The organism is Paenibacillus sp. CF384 (assembly GCF_900106745.1).
In the GTDB taxonomy this organism is placed as follows: Bacteria; Bacillota; Bacilli; order Paenibacillales; family Paenibacillaceae; genus Paenibacillus_Z.
The window spans coordinates 235,361-253,761 of sequence record NZ_FNNV01000006.1; the positions used below are offsets into that span (position 1 = coordinate 235,361).

The 18,401-nt window shown below is 52.7% G+C and carries 14 protein-coding genes; 3 read left to right on the forward strand and 11 right to left on the reverse strand.

Features of this window, described 5'->3' with window-relative positions; genetic code table 11:
• Positions 1-23: 23 nt before the first annotated feature.
• Entirely contained in the window at positions 24-3,194 is a 3,171-nt protein-coding gene (locus BLW29_RS12940) for an alpha-amylase family protein (RefSeq protein WP_090980050.1), read from the forward strand.
• 177 nt (positions 3,195-3,371) lie between these two features.
• A complete protein-coding gene (locus BLW29_RS12945; RefSeq protein ID WP_090980052.1) occupies positions 3,372-4,637 on the forward strand; it encodes a helix-turn-helix domain-containing protein in 1,266 nt (421 codons plus the stop codon).
• Positions 4,638-4,685: 48 nt separating this feature from the next.
• Here BLW29_RS12945 and BLW29_RS12950 read toward each other — a convergent pair whose 3' ends face one another.
• From BLW29_RS12950 to BLW29_RS12960, 3 genes are all read right to left on the reverse strand, one after another.
• Positions 4,686-5,258: a nitroreductase family protein gene (locus BLW29_RS12950; protein WP_090980054.1), complete on the reverse strand. Its 573-nt coding sequence runs from the start codon at positions 5,256-5,258 to the stop codon at positions 4,686-4,688.
• Between the two features lie 1,242 nt (positions 5,259-6,500).
• Positions 6,501-7,340, reverse strand: coding sequence for a sugar phosphate isomerase/epimerase family protein (locus BLW29_RS12955; RefSeq protein WP_090980056.1), 840 nt, complete (start codon positions 7,338-7,340; stop codon positions 6,501-6,503).
• A gap of 21 nt (positions 7,341-7,361) precedes the next feature.
• Positions 7,362-8,426 carry a Gfo/Idh/MocA family protein gene (locus BLW29_RS12960; protein ID WP_090980058.1) on the reverse strand — a complete coding sequence of 355 codons (1,065 nt, stop codon included), beginning with the start codon at positions 8,424-8,426 and terminating at the stop codon, positions 7,362-7,364.
• 124 nt (positions 8,427-8,550) lie between these two features.
• On the opposite strand from BLW29_RS12960, the gene BLW29_RS12965 reads away from it, so the two are divergent.
• On the forward strand, positions 8,551-9,438 hold the full coding sequence (locus BLW29_RS12965) for a helix-turn-helix domain-containing protein (RefSeq protein WP_090980060.1): 888 nt from the start codon (positions 8,551-8,553) through the stop codon (positions 9,436-9,438).
• 404 nt (positions 9,439-9,842) lie between these two features.
• On the opposite strand, the gene BLW29_RS12970 is transcribed toward BLW29_RS12965, so the two are convergent.
• The 8 genes from BLW29_RS12970 to BLW29_RS13005 form a co-directional block, all read right to left on the reverse strand.
• Complete coding sequence (locus tag BLW29_RS12970) at positions 9,843-10,721, reverse strand: phytanoyl-CoA dioxygenase family protein (RefSeq protein WP_090980062.1); 879 nt, start codon at positions 10,719-10,721, stop codon at positions 9,843-9,845.
• Positions 10,722-10,820: 99 nt separating this feature from the next.
• Positions 10,821-11,708: an AraC family transcriptional regulator gene (locus BLW29_RS12975; RefSeq protein WP_090980063.1), complete on the reverse strand. Its 888-nt coding sequence runs from the start codon at positions 11,706-11,708 to the stop codon at positions 10,821-10,823.
• A 15-nt stretch (positions 11,709-11,723) separates the two neighbouring features.
• The gene (locus BLW29_RS12980) at positions 11,724-13,775 is read right to left on the reverse strand and encodes a molybdopterin-containing oxidoreductase family protein (RefSeq protein ID WP_090980064.1); all 2,052 of its coding nucleotides are present in this window, start codon (positions 13,773-13,775) and stop codon (positions 11,724-11,726) included.
• A 149-nt stretch (positions 13,776-13,924) separates the two neighbouring features.
• Complete coding sequence (locus tag BLW29_RS12985) at positions 13,925-14,917, reverse strand: aldo/keto reductase (RefSeq protein ID WP_090980066.1); 993 nt, start codon at positions 14,915-14,917, stop codon at positions 13,925-13,927.
• Between the two features lie 51 nt (positions 14,918-14,968).
• The gene (locus BLW29_RS12990) at positions 14,969-15,730 is read right to left on the reverse strand and encodes an SDR family NAD(P)-dependent oxidoreductase (RefSeq protein WP_090980068.1); all 762 of its coding nucleotides are present in this window, start codon (positions 15,728-15,730) and stop codon (positions 14,969-14,971) included.
• Complete coding sequence (locus BLW29_RS12995; protein WP_090980070.1) at positions 15,727-16,533, reverse strand: SDR family NAD(P)-dependent oxidoreductase; 807 nt, start codon at positions 16,531-16,533, stop codon at positions 15,727-15,729. The genes BLW29_RS12990 and BLW29_RS12995 overlap by 4 nt, the downstream gene beginning before the upstream one ends.
• Positions 16,530-17,537 carry a sugar phosphate isomerase/epimerase family protein gene (locus BLW29_RS13000; RefSeq protein ID WP_090980072.1) on the reverse strand — a complete coding sequence of 336 codons (1,008 nt, stop codon included), beginning with the start codon at positions 17,535-17,537 and terminating at the stop codon, positions 16,530-16,532. Before BLW29_RS13000 ends, BLW29_RS12995 begins: the two co-directional genes overlap by 4 nt.
• Positions 17,538-17,586: 49 nt before the next feature.
• Positions 17,587-18,363 (reverse strand): SDR family NAD(P)-dependent oxidoreductase, encoded by a 777-nt coding sequence (locus BLW29_RS13005; protein ID WP_090980074.1) that lies wholly within the window; start codon positions 18,361-18,363, stop codon positions 17,587-17,589.
• Positions 18,364-18,401 lie beyond the last annotated feature (38 nt).

Genomic DNA, 18,401 nt, shown 5'->3' on the forward strand with positions numbered 1-18,401 from the left:
TAATGAGAGGCAGTGACACGAGAATGAGCAGCACTATTTTGTTCTATGATGAAAGTTTCCCCTATACAGGAGATCGCCCGGATGCCGGGACGCTCGCGAAGCTGCGTGAAAGCTTCCAAATCGTAACCGCAGCTGAGCTTGCTGATAAGTTGCCAGGCGCTTCTACATATGTACATCTTCACGGTTCCTATTTCCCTAAATCAGCTTGGCCAGCCATTCTGGCGCATGCGAGTGGAGGTAAAGGGCTGCTCGTAGCAGGCGGCGCACCATTCAAAACTCCTGTATATGAAGAGAACGGCGAATGGCAATTCGAGCCGGATCAAACGGCTTATCACCAACAGCTGCATATCCATGAGGCTCTGCCGGTTACAGTCGATGGCGTTGCCAAACTGCAGCACTTCCGTGATATTCCTCTCTTCGCAGGCTATGAATCGTTATTTACGATCGAGTCCACCTTCGGTCTTGCGCTGCATGTCACAAGAGCGGATGACGCACCGGGCGAAGGCGGCTCTGCCGGCCCCATCGACGCTCACATCTACCCGCTGCTTCGCGGGATCAGCGGAGACGGCCTTGCGCGTGAGCTGTCAGCGCCTGCTATCTTGCTTGAGCATACGAAAGGTCCTTTCAGCGGCGGCCGCTGGATTCTTATCAATCAGCCGCTGCGCAGCTCGTTCTGGTCGGGCAATGGCGCTGCCGCGCTCTCCGAGTGGGCGGACTTCACATCGCAAGGCGTTACAGAGTTATGGCTGAAGCCGAATTACGGCTCGTATGAGCTTGGCGAGCGTCCGGTCTTGATGTTGCAAGGTCAACAGCTGCAATTGGCTCGTGACGAGCGGACAAGCAATCACACGGCGGCAGCATGGTCGTTTACTATGCGCGTGCGCAAAGCAAACAGCAATACGGTCAGCGAGCCTACTCCTTCTTTTGTCTATGAGGAAGCGGATTTCACAGAAGTATGGCGCAGCGACGCAGAGCTTGCGATTGGTCGTGAGCTGAGCCTTAAGCGTATTGTATTGCCTTTTAACTTAGAAGCAGGCTTCTATATCGTAGAATGCGAGGCCGTTTCTCCTGAAGGCGAGCGTCGCTTGCTCCGCCAGGGCTTCTGGGGTATGGACGAGGAACTGCTCCACTCCGGAGAGATGATTACGTGCGACCGGGACTATTTCTGGAAGAACGGCCGTCCGCTTCCGATTGTCGGCATGACTTACATGACGAGCGATGTGGCGCGTAAATATTTGTTCCTTCCGAATGCTGCTGTATGGGATCGCGACATGGCCCAAATGAAACGCGCGGGCATCAACTCCATTCGTACCGGCATCTGGACAGCGTATCGCAGTGTCATGTTTGTAGACGGTCATCCTTATGAAGAAGTGCTGCGCGCGATCGATGCCTTCTTCCTAACCGCTAAGCGATATGACCTTGAAGTTACGTTCAACTTCTTCGCTTTCACGCCGGAAGCATGGGAAGGCGTTAACCCATACCTTGATCCGCGCAGCGTTGAAGCACAGAAGCGTTTCATCGCGGCTATCGTGTCCCGCCATGCTGAATCCAAGCATGTCCATTGGGATTTGATCAATGAGCCATCCATGTTCGATCCGACACGAATCTTCTCCGGACCACGATCCGCTCACGATCAGTTCGAGAAGACACATTATGTCAAATGGCTGCAGGAGCGCCATGGCTCGATTCGCGTGCTTCAAGAGCGCTGGAATATGACGCCTTCGGAGCTGCCTTCCTTTGAATCTGTGAAGCTGCCGGAGCAGAGCGAAATCGCCTTCGGTACGACCAATACGCTGAAGAAACTCGGCGGTCCTTGGCTTGACTATACTTTGTTCACGATGGATATGCATAACCGCTGGGCTTCCCAATTAGTTGCAACGATTCGTGCGATTCAGCCGAAGCAGCTGGTGACCGTCGGCCAGGATGAAGGGCTCGGAGCTCAGCGTCCATCGCCGTTCTTCTATGCGCAAGAGGTCGATTATACAACCGTTCACTCGTGGTGGCTGATGGACAATCTCGTGTGGGATGGTATTTTCGCCAAAGCACCGGATAAACCGAACCTGATTCAGGAAACCGGTATTATGTACGTAGAGACGCCTGACGGTCGTGCTAAGCGCAGCGAGGAAGAGCTTCGCAACATTCTGGAGCGCAAATATGCGTATGCCTTCTCCACAGGCGGAGCAGGTGCGGTTCAGTGGATCTGGAACATTAATTTCTATATGAACAATATCAATGAATCCCATATCGGAGCGCTGCGCGCAGATGGCACGGAGAAGCCCGAAGCGAATGTATCGTATGATTTCGGCGCCTTCATGGAGCAAATTCGCGACTTGTTCGTGGATCGCAAGCTGGAAGAGGTTGCGGTTATTTTCCCTTATTCCAACGACTTCTCGAACCGCAAGCTTGCCTATGGAGCAACCACTCGCGCGATTCGGACACTGTCCTACACGATGAATGTGCATGCCTTCGGCCTTGGCGAATATCAGTTGGATTCACTTGCAGTTACGAAGCCGAAGCTTATTATCGTGCCAAGTGCGCATAACTTCAGCAGCCAAGCACTGGATCAGCTTCTCGCGCATGTGAAGACAAGTGGCGGTACGCTCCTCTTCACCGGTCCGCTTGGACTGGACGAGTACTGGCGCCCGGTTGAGCGTTTGACAGGCGAGCTGGGACAGAACGCAGTCAGCAATTTGCTTCGTGAAGAGCTGCTGGAGCTCGGCAACGGTGCGCTGCATCCGATATCTTTCGGCGGCGATCGCATCACGGACAGCAACAAAGGCGTACTCACTTCCGCGGATAAAGGCCCGGCTAAAATAACGGATATTGCGCTTGGCGCCGGCCGCCTGCTGTGGTGCCCGCTTCCGCTTGAGCTGAATGAACGCCTGGAGCCGCTGCAAGCGGTGTACGGCGCTGCATTGGCGCAAGCCGGCGTGGCTGATGAGCTCGAATGGCTGCATGGCGGGGAGCTGCCAGGCGTTTATGGCCGCAAGCTGGCCTTCGCTTCCGGCTCGCTTTATATCTTCGTATCGGAATTCGGCTGCGATACGGCTATTGAAGTGCGCGATCCGCAGACCGGTGCCGTGTACGCCTTTACACTTCCACAGGAGCGGACTGTGATGTTCGCTGCAGATGCTGCCGGCAAACTTCTTGCCGTATATCGTCCGCACGAAGTTCAAATCGACGTTTCCCTTTAATTAGGAATGAAGGCTAAGACAAGCAGACCGGAGTACAACGAACTCCCTGCTTGTCTTTTCTTTTTGTCATGCCGCCTTCAAGGTCATGCTATAATGGTGAAATCGTATCATTCTTAGGCTTCGTCCCACCAAGAATGTAAGGTTGTGGAAACGAAGGTGCAGTTGGAGGAATCACGCATGCATGTAGGCAAAATTATTAAATTTTATCGCGAACAAGCACGTATGACCCAAGAACAGCTTGGAAAAGGCATTTGCTCGGATACGCATATCAGTAAGATCGAACGCGGCTCGACGGACTTCTCACCCGAGGTTATTGCGCTTCTCACCGAACGTTTGAATATCTGCCTCGACAATGAGCTCATTAAACTAAACACGATTAAGAAGCGATTATTTGCCTGGCATGAGGCGATCGTAATGCTGCTGCTGGATGAAATGGAAACGATCAAGCTCGAGCTGGAGAATGAGCAGCTGATTCAAATATCGGATTACACCGCCTTATACCAGCTCATTCAGGCTCGTTATTATCTGGTTCATTCCCAATCGGACCCTGCCTATGCCATCGTTCTGAAGATGCAGCGCAGCCATTCCAAACTCCCAACCTACGAGAGCAACCTGCTCCTTCACATCACGGGAATCTGCTATTTGGCCAGACAAGACTATCGATCTGCAATAGATACCTTGAAGCAAATTGACGATGAGGAATATAACAATCCGGAATATTACTATCATATGGCTGTGGCTTATCATTGGATCGGATCACACATGATGGCCTATTATTACGGGGAGAAATCGCTTCGTTTCTTCAAAGACAGCCGGAACTTCGTGCGCACCATCGATGCAGAGATGCTGCTGCTGCTGCAAGTTGTGTTCGACGAGAATCGTAACCAAGCGGATATTATTGTGCGTTTCGAGAATTTGATCAAGTCCTGCGACATCTGCAACACGCCTGAGCGCAAGCGGATAGCGTTGCATAATCTAGCCTATGAATATCTGGAACAGAACAATTACGAGCTGGCAGCCAACAATTATCAAGCTTCGATGGCATTGAATAACCCGAAGACGATGCTGTACCTGCTCTCGCTCGAAGGTTATATCCGCTGTTCCCTGCAGGGGAAACTACTGAGCAAAGAAGAGCTGCTGCGAGTTACGGAAGGCGGACTCCGTTCCGCCAAAGAAATTCATGACCACATGCTGCAAATTCGGTTTCAGCTCCTCCTCTATAAGATCGAAGAGCAGCACGAGCAATATTATAGTTATTTGCGCAACAGCGCGCTGTCCGTCATTCGTAATCATGGCGATGCGATGCTGGTAGAGAAGTGCGAGAAGGAATTATTCAACTATTATCTGTCAACCGGTCAACAGGAGCTGGCGCTGGAAACAGCCAGTTTCTTGATTAATAAAGGCAAGTCGCCGCTGAACAAAAAAGAGATGCTTCCCGGTTGATCCGGGAACCATCTCTTTTTTGTTGTTCTCAGCCGGCTGCTGGTTAACTTAGCCGTCAATCCAAGTCGTCTTGAGCTCAGCTGCTGCCCGCTTCGCTTGCGGCGCAGCCATATCCGGTACGCCGAGATAGATGAAGCCCAGCATCTTATCCTGCGGACGCAGGCCAAAGCTTTCGTTCATCAGCGGGTGGTAGCATGGCTCTCCACTGCGCCATACAGCACCAAGGCCGAGCGCGTGTATGGTAAGCAGCATGTTTTGGATGGCTGCATTTACGGCTCCGTATTCCTCGAGCTCGATAATATCGTGCCTCTCAGCAGGCGAGACGGCAACCGCGATAATGACTGGCGCGCGGAACGCTTTTTTGATGGCTGATTCTGCTTTGAGCGCATTCTCAGGTGATGCCGGATCTGCCTCGCCTGCAAGCGCAATACGCGCAAGCGCATCGCCGAGCTGCTTGCGTCCGTCGCCGCGAAGAACGAAGAACCGCCAAGGCTCTGTTAAGCGATGATTCGGCGCATATATGCCCGCTTCCAAGATCTGCTCGATAACCGCTTTGTCGATCGGCTCCTGCGTTACTTTGCCAATACTTCTTCTTGTTCGAATTGCCTCGTGAATATTCATGGACCGTCTCCTATTCTAGTAAGTGATACTATAATCATAGCATATTTCGTCTCGGAATTTGATCCACGGATGCCATGCAAGAAGTTCCCAGCTGCAAGCGCATGAAGCGAACCAGGACGTCTACATAGTAGCAAATTTGGCGGAATGTGCGCATGAAGCAAACCAGGAAGTCTACATAGTTAGCAAAGTGGGCGGAATGTGCGCATGAAGCAAACCAGGAAGTCTACATAGTAGCAAAGTGGGCGGATCGTGCGTATGAAGCGAACCAGGAAGTCTACATAGCAGCAAATTTGGCGGATCGAGCTCATGAAGCGAACCAGGAAGTCTACATAGCAGCAAAGTGGGCAGATCGAGCTCATGAAGCGAACCAGGAAGTCTACATAGTAGCAAATTTGGCGGAATGTGCGCATGAAGCAAACCAGGAAGTCTACATAGTTAGCAAAGTGGGCGGAATGTGCGCATGAAGCAAACCAGGAAGTCTACATAGTAGCAAAGTGGGCGGATCGTGCGTATGAAGCGAACCAGGAAGTCTACATAGCAGCAAAGTGGGCGGATCGTGCGTATGAAGCGAACCAGGGAGTCTACATAGTAGCAAAGTGGGCGGAATGTGCGCGTGAAGCGAACCAGGGAGTCTACATAGTTAGCAAAGTGGGCGGAATGTGCGCATGAAGCAAACCAGGAAGTCTACATAGTAGCAAAGTGGGCGGAATGTGCGCATGAAGCGAACCAGGAAGTCTACATAGTTAGCAAAGTGGATGGATCGAGCTCATGAAGCGAACCAGGAAGTCTACATAGTACAAAGTGGGCGGAATGTGCGCATGAAGCGAATCAGGAAGTCTACATAGTTAGCAAAGTGGACGGATCGAGCTCATGAAGCGAACCAGGGTGTCTACATAGTAGCAAATTTGGCGGATCGACCGCATGAAGCAAACCAGGAAGTCTACATAGTTAGCAAAGTGGGCGGAATGTGCGCATGAAGCGAATCAGGAAGTCTACATAGTAGTAAAGTGGGCAAATCGAGCTCATGAAGCGAACCAGGGAGTCTACATAGTAGCAAAGTGGGCGGAATGTGCGCATGAAGCGAACCAGGGAGTCTACATAGTAGCAAAGTGGGCGGATCGTGCGTATGAAGCGAACCAGGGAGTCTACATCGGCGGAACTAACCCTAGTCTGCGAAACAAAATAAATCCCGCAAGAGTCGGCCATCACGGCCGCCCCCTGCGGGATTTCCATATATCTCGATTATGCTAGTCCAGCAGCAGTGTACACGCGATCGAACCCGGCCTTGGAGCGTGCAAGCAGCTCCTCCGACGATTGGGTAGGCGCCTCGGCAGTGAGGATCTCCTGCGTTACCGAACCCTTATAGCCAATCGCATTCAACGCACGAAGGAATCCGGCCAGGTCAATTACGCCTTCGCCCGGATAGAGTCTGCCATTATCGCGTACCTCTTCTACCGGCAGATCCGGCGCATCGTTAATATGAACATGAACGATCTGATCCGGCGTAAGCGCCTCGATATCGGCAAGGCTCAAGCCATTCGTGTACCAATGGTACGCATCGAATAACAAGCCGACATTCGGTTCGCCAATCGCGGCGATCCAATCGAGCGTTTCTTCCAGCGTCCATAGAAACGGATTCGTCCACGCGCTGCGCAGATGATGCGGGCCAACAAATTCAAGTCCCAATGAAATGCCGTACGCACCGAGAATTTGTGCACATGTGCGCAATCTGCGCGTAGCAAGCACTGTGAAATGCGCTGCTTTAAAGTTCGTAGCAGGCAGCACATACGTGCAGCAGCGAGTGCAGCCAAGCGCCGCAGCAGCCGCTGCTTCCTCGGCCAGCTTGCTGAGTCCCTCACGGAACTTTTCCTCCGAATCCCGCCATTCTACGGAAAGACCGATTGAGCCAATGGCAACTTCATGTTTCGCCAGAAGCGCTTTAGCGCCTTCCAGCCCATTACGCTCAATAAGTCCTTTTGCATTAATATCTACCGTTTGAAATCCGAACCGGCTTGCTGCTGCGATTAAATTCTCGTCGCTTCCGATATTGCCGAGTCCGGCATGTGATAAACCTCTTAGCATATGCTTGATCCTCCAATTGTTTTATAGATTCCAGTCCAGCTTCACTTCGTTACCCGTGCGGGAAGATTCATAAATCGCATCCAGCACCAGATTGTTCGTAAACCCGGACATCGCTGACGTAATCGGCTGCTTGCCTTCTTGAATGCAGCTCAAGAAATGGCGGCTGAGACGCAAGCGTTCATTCTCGTCGTTTTCCGGTTTGCTGAGCGGAACTTCCATCGGCTTATTGAACTTCTCCGTGAGCAGCTTGCCTTGAGCTCCTCGGTAGCTTGCCCCGCCTTCCGTACCCATCAAATGCACGAATGGCGTATTGTCCGTGTCCATATGAACGGCCCAGCTGACTTCAAGCGACAGTGTGCTGCCGTTATCCATTTTGATCAAAGCCGTTGCCAAGTCCTCTACGTCATAGATGCCGTCCCAATTCGGCTTGCCCCAAGTGCCAATGCCCTTGCGCTTCGGCCCGAACTCGGCATAGGTAGCGCCGTAGACGGACACCGGCTTCGGATTGCCCATGAGGTAAAGCGCGAGATCCAGCATATGAACGCCGATATCGATTAACGGACCGCCGCCGGATTGATCGGAACGCGTAAACCATGTGCCCCAGCCCGGTATGCCTTTACGGCGGTACCAGCCTGTTTTGGCTGTATAAATATGCCCCAGTTCGCCGCGGTCGATCTGTTCCTTGATTTGCATCGGAACCGACTCCCAGCGCATCTGATGTGCGATCATGACGACACGATCGGAGGAGCGGCTCGCTTTCAGAATTTGTCTGGCTGCATCGGCATTGATCCCCATCGGTTTCTCCAGCAGCACATGCTTGCCGGCTTCAATCGCTTGAATCGCAAGCTCCGCATGATATTGGTTGGGAACGCCGATTACAACAGCATCCACATTGTCGCTTTGAATCAATGCTTCGGGCGATGCCAGCACCTCGGCAATGCCGTATTCCTTGGCCCTTTGCTCAGCCAAAGGCAGAAACACATCTGTGATTGCGGTGATTTGGCAGAGCTCGCCAAGCTGCGAGAATTGCGCTGCGTGAACGCTTCCAATATTTCCTGCACCAATAATACCAATACGAATCGCCATGTTAATCCATCTGCCTCCTCGGATCCATCACTACTTCCACCATTTCTATGATAAAGTAGTACAGAGAAAAAAGCGTGACTAATATTTCGATAAACGTCCCATTTCTTCGGAGGCCTCTTATTCTATGACCTTTTTTCCGGATTACTTGAAAACATACCCGAATATGGATACCGCGTTTCCGCTTCATATGAGCTTAAACACACTCAAACAAGGATTTCGTGCGCATCGCCACGATTTCCTTGAATTCTCTTATGTCATAGAAGGTCGAGGCTGGGAAAGCATCAACGACGAGAAACATGAGATGCGCCCGGGCACGTTTACGTTCGTGCAGCCTTATCAAGTCCATGAGATCTTCACCGAACCCGGAAGCACGCTTGTGCTCTATAACTGCAATTTCAGCATGGATTTGCTCATCGATTCCGGACACGGCGACGGTCTCACAGACTTAATTGAACCAAACCTTCTAGAGCCATATACAACATTCACCGGCTCGAAGCAGAAGAGAATGCTTTTTCTCATGGAAGATATGCTGACGGAGTATGCCGGGAACGAACCGTGGCGGCAAACGCTGCTTCTGGCGAGATTGAAAGAGCTGCTCGTTTGCTTCGACCGGGAGCGCAGAGCAACACAGCCGGAGAACGTTCCTGTAACCGCCCCTGCCAAAACCAATCCGTCGATCTGGCCCATCATCCACTACATTCACCGCAACTACCGCGAAGAGCTGACGTTGTCGCAGCTCTCGGACCGTTTCGGTATGAGCGTCTCTCGCATCAGCGAGGTGATCAAGGAAACGACGGGCCAAACCTTCGTTCATTTCGTTCAAGATCTGCGTCTGCGGCATGCAAGCAGCTTGCTGGTATCGACCGATTACAGCGTCGTCGATGTCGCGCTTGAGGTCGGCTTCGGCTCCTACAAAACCTTTGTCCGTATCTTCCGTGAACGCAAAGGCATGGTGCCGATGGCCTATCGCAAAGCAAAACGAGTATCCCAAAGTAAGATGAAGGACGACTAGGCGTCTCACTCTTATCCACTGTGACCTGCCGACTACCTGCCATGCCCCTGCGACTTACCCCCAAAATCACTCTTCATCTGAGAATGTTGCATTCCATGCAGCATTTTCAGGGCTATAAGCTTAGGAAGGTGAATTTGCTGCATGGAATGCAACATTTCACCTCGATTTGGCCATTTAGTGCCCCTTATCCGAAAAAGTGTTGCATTTCATGCAACATTCGAGGAGCCGCGGTGCTGGGACAGATCATTTTGTTGCATTTTATGCAATATTCCGCTTGGGCATGGAAGAGGCTGTAACTCTAATCTAGGCGATGCTTTCGCGGAGAAAACGGGCGGCAATCGGCCCTATTCAGAAGTCGGCTTGCAGACTTTTGAATAGGGCCTATTTTCAGATAAATGCAGCAGCTACACGCGGTGCATGCTCTTCCCCTTCTCTTCCTTTACCTCACGCCACAATCTGCGCCACTCTGTAACATCTGACAGAACGCTCGCTGGGTCATATGCACTTCGAACCGGGAAGGAAGGATGAATCGAGCGTCCTGACGGAGCGCCTGTCTTATGATAGCGGAAATCAATCGACCAGCGGATGATATCGGATCGATTGGAAATCCCTCTGTGCGGCGTATATTTGTTCATGATGACGAGACCGCCCTTCTTGCATTCCGCTAATACAGGCGCTACCGTGGGCAGCTTCTCAGGGACGATCGTTGTGCCGCCTTCGGCGCGATGGTTGATGTAGCCCTGCTTGAACACATGCGGCATAATCTCCATGCAGCCGGTTTCGGCAGTCGCATCCACCAGCGGCAGCCAGAACGTAATAATCTCCGACGCTTCCGAATCCGGCGAGGTGACGGCGCAATCCTGATGCCAAGGGACATTTTGAAAATAATCCGGTTCCGACTGTGTCGACTTTGCAGGATGCTTCGCGCGAATATGCTGAATCGGGTTGCAGCTAAGCTCCGTTCCTAACAGGCATTCAACGAGATCAAGCAGCCCGTCGCTGCCCATGAACCGGAAGATGGCCTCACCCAAATAGCCGTTAATGTCAAAACCTCTGCTGATTTCCTTATTCTGCTCATACAGCCTCGTATAACGTTTCTCAAAGGGCTCATTCTCGTGCAGGTCTGTCAGCTTGCCCTCAGCAAGAAGCTGTCTGGCTCTAGCATCAAGCTCAGCCGAAAGCTCGTCTATAACGGGCTGCAGCTCCTCATCCGTGAACACATTCGGTACAATCAAATATCCTTCAGTTTGATATCGGATCATTTGCTCAAGCGTTAATCGCATTTGCTCACCGACCGCCTTTGATCTGGGATTGTTCTTCTCTTCTTCATCATAGCGGTGCCGCCAATTGATAGGAAGGTAGAATCTCACACCGAATGCGGACTATATTATCCGATATTCGCTCGGTGCACGTCCATGATGTCTGCGGAACAGTCTGGCAAAATAAGAAGCATCCTCGTAGCCTAGCATCTCGGCAATGGTAAATACGGGAAAATCGGTGTACAGCAGCAGCTTCTCCGCTTCCGCCATGCGTAATTGCTGCAAATACGCCATCGGCGTCATCGATGTATGCGCTTTAAATACGCGGCACAGGTAATTCGGCGTCCAATGTACATAGTGGGCCAGCTCCTCTAGCTTGAGCTGTTCACCTATATGTGCGCGCATATATTGCTGCAGCGCATTAATTTCACCGGCTAAAGCACTAGCTTGCCGTTCTGTCGACGCCGAATCGACGACCCGCTCACTGAGTTTCCCTATCGTTTGTTCAACGCGCAGCATTAACTCGATCACCAGCAGGGACAGATGCTCTGCTGTGACATACCGATTGCTGGGGTCAAGCAGCCGATTAAACCCTTCAAGCAGAAACGGCCTTAACGCGGGCGGTACGAGAATCGGTCCATCACGAATAACGGCAGGCAGAGCATAGCCACTTTTCTCTTCGATCCAATCGAACAGATTCACCGCTTTCGCAGGCTCATTGCTCTCTTCATCACGCAGTAGAAACGTACATTCCAAATTATGCAGTCCAATGTCATCATCAGCATGAAATTGATGCCATTCGTTAGGGTTGATGACATACAAGAAGCCGGGCAATGCCCGGCTCTTCTTGTCGTTAACGAGGAAGCTGCCCGCTCCCCCGGTAATATACATCACATGAAAAACCGGATGTTGGTGCCTAGTCGTTAACATCCCTTTGCGGCCTTGCTGCCGATCAGTCGTAACATGCTCCGGACGAAAGCTTTGCCCCTGCATCACCAGCCGTAAGCTCATGCGCCTGCCACCTCATTACTGTTTGTCGACTTGCACGCGTCCGGAGAAGAAGGTCGCCCCTCTCCCCATATCCGCCACCCGGTCTGGAGTGAGCGCATTGACCATCGCCTTGCCGCCGTCAGCCCCGTCAGCCCATAACCCTTGACTTACGACGACACCGGCCAGCACATCATCACCTACTGCCGCTGTCAGTTCGCAGCTTGCGCGATCATTCCAGACGCGCAGCATATCGCCGTTCTCGATGCCCCGAGCTTCAGCATCAGCTCGGTTCATGTAAAGCTTAGGCGTTTTCTCCATTGCGATATGCTTCTCGTTATTGGAGAACGTCGAATTCAAGAAATTATGGTTAGCCGTCGGTATGAATAGGAACGGGTATGGACCGTCCTCCATAAGCGGCGTGTACGTCGGCATAGGCGGGTAGCCTTTGCGTTCCATCGCCGCAGAGTAGAGCTCGATCCGGCCGCTTGGCGTCCGCAGCTTGCCCGGGAACAGCGGCTTTACTTTGGCTTTCATCGCACCGTGCTCCTGCAGCGTCTGCAACGAAATTTCGGCCAAGTTCGGATTATTCGGGTTGTTCAGCGCCTGCTCGATCATGGCTTCATCCGAATCCTGAAGTGCTTCTTCTTCATAACCCATCGCCGCAGCAAGAAGCCTGAACACCTCGGAATTCGACTTGCTTTCCCCATATGGCGCTGCAACCGGCTGCTGCAGGTGTACATAATGATGCCAGTAGGAAAGGTACAAGTCGGTATTCTCAAAGTTGGACGTAGCCGGCAGTACGATATCTGCATAAGCAGCCGTCTCGGTCAGGAACAAGTCATGCACGACCGTAAACAGATCTTCGCGCAGGAGGCCTTCTCTTACTTTGGTTGCACTCGGTGCTACCAAAGCCGGATTGGAGTTAAATACATACAAGGAGGAGATTGGCAGCCCATCCGTATCCATCAGAGAGCTGCCAAGCAAATTCATATTCACTTCGCGCACGCCGCTATTGGCCCGCAGATCCGGTCGTTCGAGCGCGGGCTTATTCAGCGCCAGATAGCCGCCATTTCCTTTGATCGCGCCTCCGCCCCGCTTCAGCCACTGCCCTGTTACCGCAGGCAGACAAGCAATCGCGCGTGTTGTCATGCCGCCGTTATCATGATGCTGCGGACCGTTGCCGATACGGATAAACGCAGCTTCACTGCCGCCGTACATGCGAGCCAGCTTATAGAGATCATCGACCGGCACGCCTGTAATCGAGGAGACAATCTCAGGCGTGTACGATTTCACATGTTCGCGAAGCTGCTCACGGCCAACCGTAAACTGCTCCATGAACGACTCATCCGTAAGCTTCTCAGCGAACAAAATATGCATGATTCCCAGCGCCAGCGCCGCATCCGTACCCGGCATAACCGGGATGAACCAATCCGCCCATTTCGCCGTCCGATTGCGGTGCACATCGATGACCACTACAGTCGCACCGTTCTTCCGCGCTTTCTCGGCAATCGTCACTTGGTGCATATTCGTGCTGACCGCATTGATGCCCCACATGATAATGAGCTTCGCATGGACGGTTTCCTCCGGATCTGTACCGTAGCTGCCGCCCATCGTGTAGCCGTAACCTTCCGTACCCGCTGCCTCGCAGATCGAATAAATCAGCTTGCTCGCACCCATCCGGTTAAAGAAGCGGCGGCCCAGCCCCTCCGTGCCAATACGGCCCATGTTGCCATAGAAGCTGTAAGGCAGAATCGCTTCCGGCCCTTCGGCTGCGATCGTATTCTTCCACTGCGACGTTATGGTACCGATTGCTTCCTCCCAGCTAATGCGTTCAAACTGCCCGCTCCCTTTGGGACCGACGCGCTTTAGCGGGAATTGCAAACGATCCTTATCATAGATGCGCTCCGTCATATTCCGAACTTTATTACAAATCGCCCCTTGCGTAACCGGATGCTCGGGATCACCTTCGATCTTCACAATTCGACCATTCTCTTTATGAACAAGCAGTCCGCACTGATCGGGACAATCCAGTGAGCAGACCGATGGAAATACGCCATTCGCCGATTCCACATAAGTTGATGCTGTCATGCTGTAAGTCACTCCTTCGCTTTCACTTTCACTTTCACTTTCACGAGTACAACGAGTACACATGAATCTATTATATCGAGTGCAGCGTTGCGTGAAAAGCAAGAAAGACCTGCATCCCTGTACTGTAGGGTGCAAGCCTTTCTCCATTGTTATACGGAAACGTAAGAGCCCGTCTCCAAGAATCGCAATTGCGCCGGCGTGAGCGTAACCTCGCTTGCAGCGCAGCTATCCAGCACATACTCCGGCTTCGAAGCGCCGATAATCGGGAACACCGGGAACGGCTGCGAGGTTAAATACGACAGCGCTATTACGGTGCTGGTCGTACCAAGCTCCGAGGCCAGCTGCTGTACACGCTCCAGCCGATCAAAGCTGGCGTCGTTGAAATACATCTTCTGCACGCCTGCCGCACTGCCTTGCGTGCCTGCATCCTTGCCCCGTGCATAGCGGCCGCTGAAGAAGCCGTTCGCTTGCGACGAATACGGAATGACGGTCATCCCCGTCTCCGCAAAATAACTCCGATCCGCATCACTCATCACCACGAGTGTCGGATCTCCGACTGAACCCGGCGTGCATACGGCTAAATTCCAGAGCGGCTGACTTGCAGCAAATGGCGTTAAGCCATGTTCGGCGGCATAACTTTGAGCCTGCTTGATCCGCTCCACCGTCCAGTTGGAGCAGCCGATGCTGCGGATGCGGCCGGCTTTCACTTCATCATGCAGCGTTTCCATGATCTCATCAACGGGGACGCTCGCATCGTCGCGATGCAGCCAGTAAAGATCGATATAATCAGTCTGCAGCTGGCGCAGGCTTCTGGCGATATCCGCTTCGATATCTGCTCGTCCAAGCCTAGGGATGTGCATCGTTGCAAGCTCAGGATGCGCGCCTTTCGTTGCCAGGATGAGCTGCTCGCGATGACCTCGTTCCTTCAGCCATTCACCGATCCGGATTTCGGTCAAGCTTCTCTCTCGTCCGAGCCAGTCGTCGTAGACAAGCGCCGTATCGATAAAATTGCCGCCCTGTTCCACGTAAAGATCAAACAGGCGGAATGCGTCCTCACGCGGCATGCCGCCGCCGAAGCCTGCTGTCCCCATACAGATGACGGCAGCGTTTAAAGGTGTTCCCGGTATGTTGCGATAAAGCATAAATTCAATTCCTCCCAGCTTTTATTTTCGGCCAGCTGCAAGCAAATCAATTTACTTCAAAGTAATGCCACCGTCCACTATGAGCACTTGGCCGTTAATCTGCTTGCTCATGCCGGACGCCATGAACAAGACGGCATCCGCGATATCTTCGCCGGTTTGCAAGCGCGCGGCTAAGGCAGCCATTTGTTCCTCGTCCATTCCGTTCGCTTTCCACCTTGCGACCTCGCCTTCCGATGCCACCCAGCCCGGCTGCACGCAGTTCACTCGAATGCCTTGCTTCACAAACGCCTTTGCGAGATTTCGCGTCAAGGTGACGATGCCGCCTTTGGAAACCGCATACGCCATCGTAGCCGGCTCGCCTGCTGTCGCGTGATTGGAACCAATATTGATAATGACGCCGCTGCCCCGTTCGATCATGCCCGGCACGACGGCTTGGCACAGCATATAGGCGCCTTTGAGATTAATGCCGAGCACGTTATCCCAGAACGCTTCATCCGTATCCAGAAGATCCGCTCTTGGGAATATACCGGCATTGTTGACGAGCACGTCAATTGAACCGCCGAATTGACGGATCGACTCGGCAACGAGCGACTCCACTTCACTCCGCTTGGAAACATCGCAGCGAATAAAATAAACCTCATCGCCCGTATCCGCAAGCTGCCTCGCCGTCTCTGCACCGCTCTCGTCGTAATCGGCAATGACGACCTTTGCCCCACACTCTAGGAATCTCTTAACAATCGCACGACCAATGCCTTTGGCCCCGCCTGTGACTACGACCGTCTTCCCTTCAAACGTAATGAGCGGCGCCGTCATGTCCGCAGCGCATCCTTCCGCGCCGCCTCATAGGCGATACTCGGAATCTGCGTCGCCAATTTGCCGCCGCTCACATCGATCATCGTACCTGTTATGTAACCGGCAAGGTCGGAAGCGAGGAAACAGAGCAGGTTCGCAACATCTTCCTTGCTGCCCCATCGCCGAAGTGTAAGCGTATCTAGGAGCCGCTGCTGCCGCTCCTCCGGCTGCTCTGCGAAATGGTTCATCTCCGTCGGAATCATCCCCGGCGAATAACAATTCACGGTAATGTCGTAAGGGCCAAGCTCGCCCGCAAGCACCCGTGTGAACTGTTTTACAGCCGCTTTGGAGGAAGCATACGCCGCACTGCCGTATGACGGTACTATGGCAGCGAAGGAAGCAGCGTTTAAGATGCGGCCGGAGCCTTGGGCTTTCATAATCGGAACAACCGCTTGGCACATCAGGAAGGTGCCCTTCATATTTATATCCATGTTGGCGTCCCACACGTCTTCTTTGAGCAGCTCAACAGTGCCGCCGCTGGCCACTCCGGCATTGTTGATTAAGATATCTATTCGCCCAAAACGGCTCCGTACCTCCTCCACAACCTCAGCGATTCTTGCCGAATCTCGCACATCACAGATGAATTGCGCTCCGCCCAGCTGTTCCTCCGCAAATTGCAAAGCCAGGTCATCGAGCAGCTCTTGCCTAATATCCGTTCCTATCGTAATGACGCCTTCCTTCGCAAGCGTCAGTGCAATATGACGTCCAATGCCTCTGCCGGCGCCGGTAACGATGGCTACTTTTCCTTGTAAATCAATGATCATGAGATTGCCTCCTCCTCTGGTTTCGAAGTGTTCAAGCTGTACATCAGCTGCTGTACATAGGCGATGCTCGACATAAGCTGTGATTGCTCATAGGCTGCCACGATCTCCACCGACTCGCTCCGTTCATGTGGCGTACGCCAATCCGCTGTCGGCCTGGCATTTCGCTGGACACAACGAAGCAGTTCCGCCAGTTCTCTGGCTGATCGCGCAGGGTATTCCGGCCAGTAATCATCGGCAAGGACTCTGGTATGCCTCGCTTCCAATGCTCCGATTTCGATGGACATGCACAGTGTCCGCGCTGCTTGGCTAACACGAAAAACCTCCATCAGTGCAGGAAAGTCTACCGCACCCTGTCCAATCGGACAACGGACGAGCATATAGCCTTCTGCACTCGGATAAATCCAATAATCCTTCAAGTGGACGTGCTTGAGATAAGGAGAGATTCGTTTGGCAAATTCGACCGGCTCTTCCGCGGTAGCAAGCGGATTTCCGGTATCCAGCGTTAATCCGAAGTTCGGCGATGCAATGGACTCACACAGCCAGATGAGCTCTTCGGAGCAGAGATCCTGATGGTTCTCCAGCGCCAGAGTGACGCCTGCTTCTTCCGCCAGAGCAGTCGCTGCAGCAAGACCCTCGCGTGCCTCCTGCAGAAATGGCTGCCACTTCCCGACTAAGTGGCGTCGATCTCCGCCGAACTTCGCTCCGCCTGCCACTGTTCGTACTACTTTGGCTCCCACGGACTTTGCCATATCGAAAGCCTCACCTAGTCGTGCCGCATCGAAGCCGTCTGAAGCGATCGTAATATAAAGCTCATTCGCCTCGACTTTGCTTGCTATAGCCTTGTGGTCACTGCCTGCAAGCATCGAGAGAGGCAGCTCGACGCCTTGAAGGCCATTTTGCAGCGCCATGTTGATGACTCCCTCGGCCGATATCTTCGGCCTTCCTGCACGTGGGTGCAAGCCCATTGCATAAGTCGTGCCAAATACAGATAAGCCAAAACGCATCCCGATCACCCTTTCGTATCCAGCTATCCAGCTAGGAGATGAAGCCCGGTTATTTGGCCGTCCAACCTCCGTCGACCGTTAACGTAGAGCCTGTCATGAAGCTGGATGCATCCGAAGCGAGGAATAAAGTCGGACCCGCAATTTCGTCCGGTCTTCCCCACCGCCCCAGCGCGATTTGATCAACAAAGAAACGATTCGCCTCGGGATTGTTCATCACAACCGTGTTAAGCTCGGTCGCGATCGGTCCGGGACATAGCGCGTTCACGGTAATGTTGAAGGGAGCAAGCTCTAGTGCCAGCACCTTGGTTAACTGTATAACGCCGCCCTTACTTGCACAGTAGGCACTTCTCTCCGGCAGACCGACCATCCCCAGCATTGAGGCTACGTTAATAATGCGGCCGGATTGCTGCTCTTTCATGAGCGGCGTAACGGCGCGGATGCACAGGTACGGGGCTTTCAAATTGGTACCCATGACCAGATCCCAGCTTGTTTCATCGTAGTTTTCGATGGGCTTGCGAACGTTCACTCCGGCATTATTAATTAGAATATCGATCCGACCGAAGCGCTCCTTAACGGCTTGCACCAGCCGCTCTACCTGGTCGGCATCCGTTAGCTCTGCTGCCATTCCTGTGATTTCACTACCTGTATCGATAGATAATTGCTTGGCAATTTCAGCTGCTTTCTCCTCTGAACGACTCGTAATAATGACTGCTGCTCCCGCTTCCGCCAAGGTCTGAGCCATGACAACGCCAAGTCCGCCGGTCCCGCCTGTAATTAAGGCAACTTTACCTGTTAATTGAAATAAAAGACTATGACTGCTATTCATTTAGAGATCACCTGGTCCTTTCATCCTTGTTAAGGAAT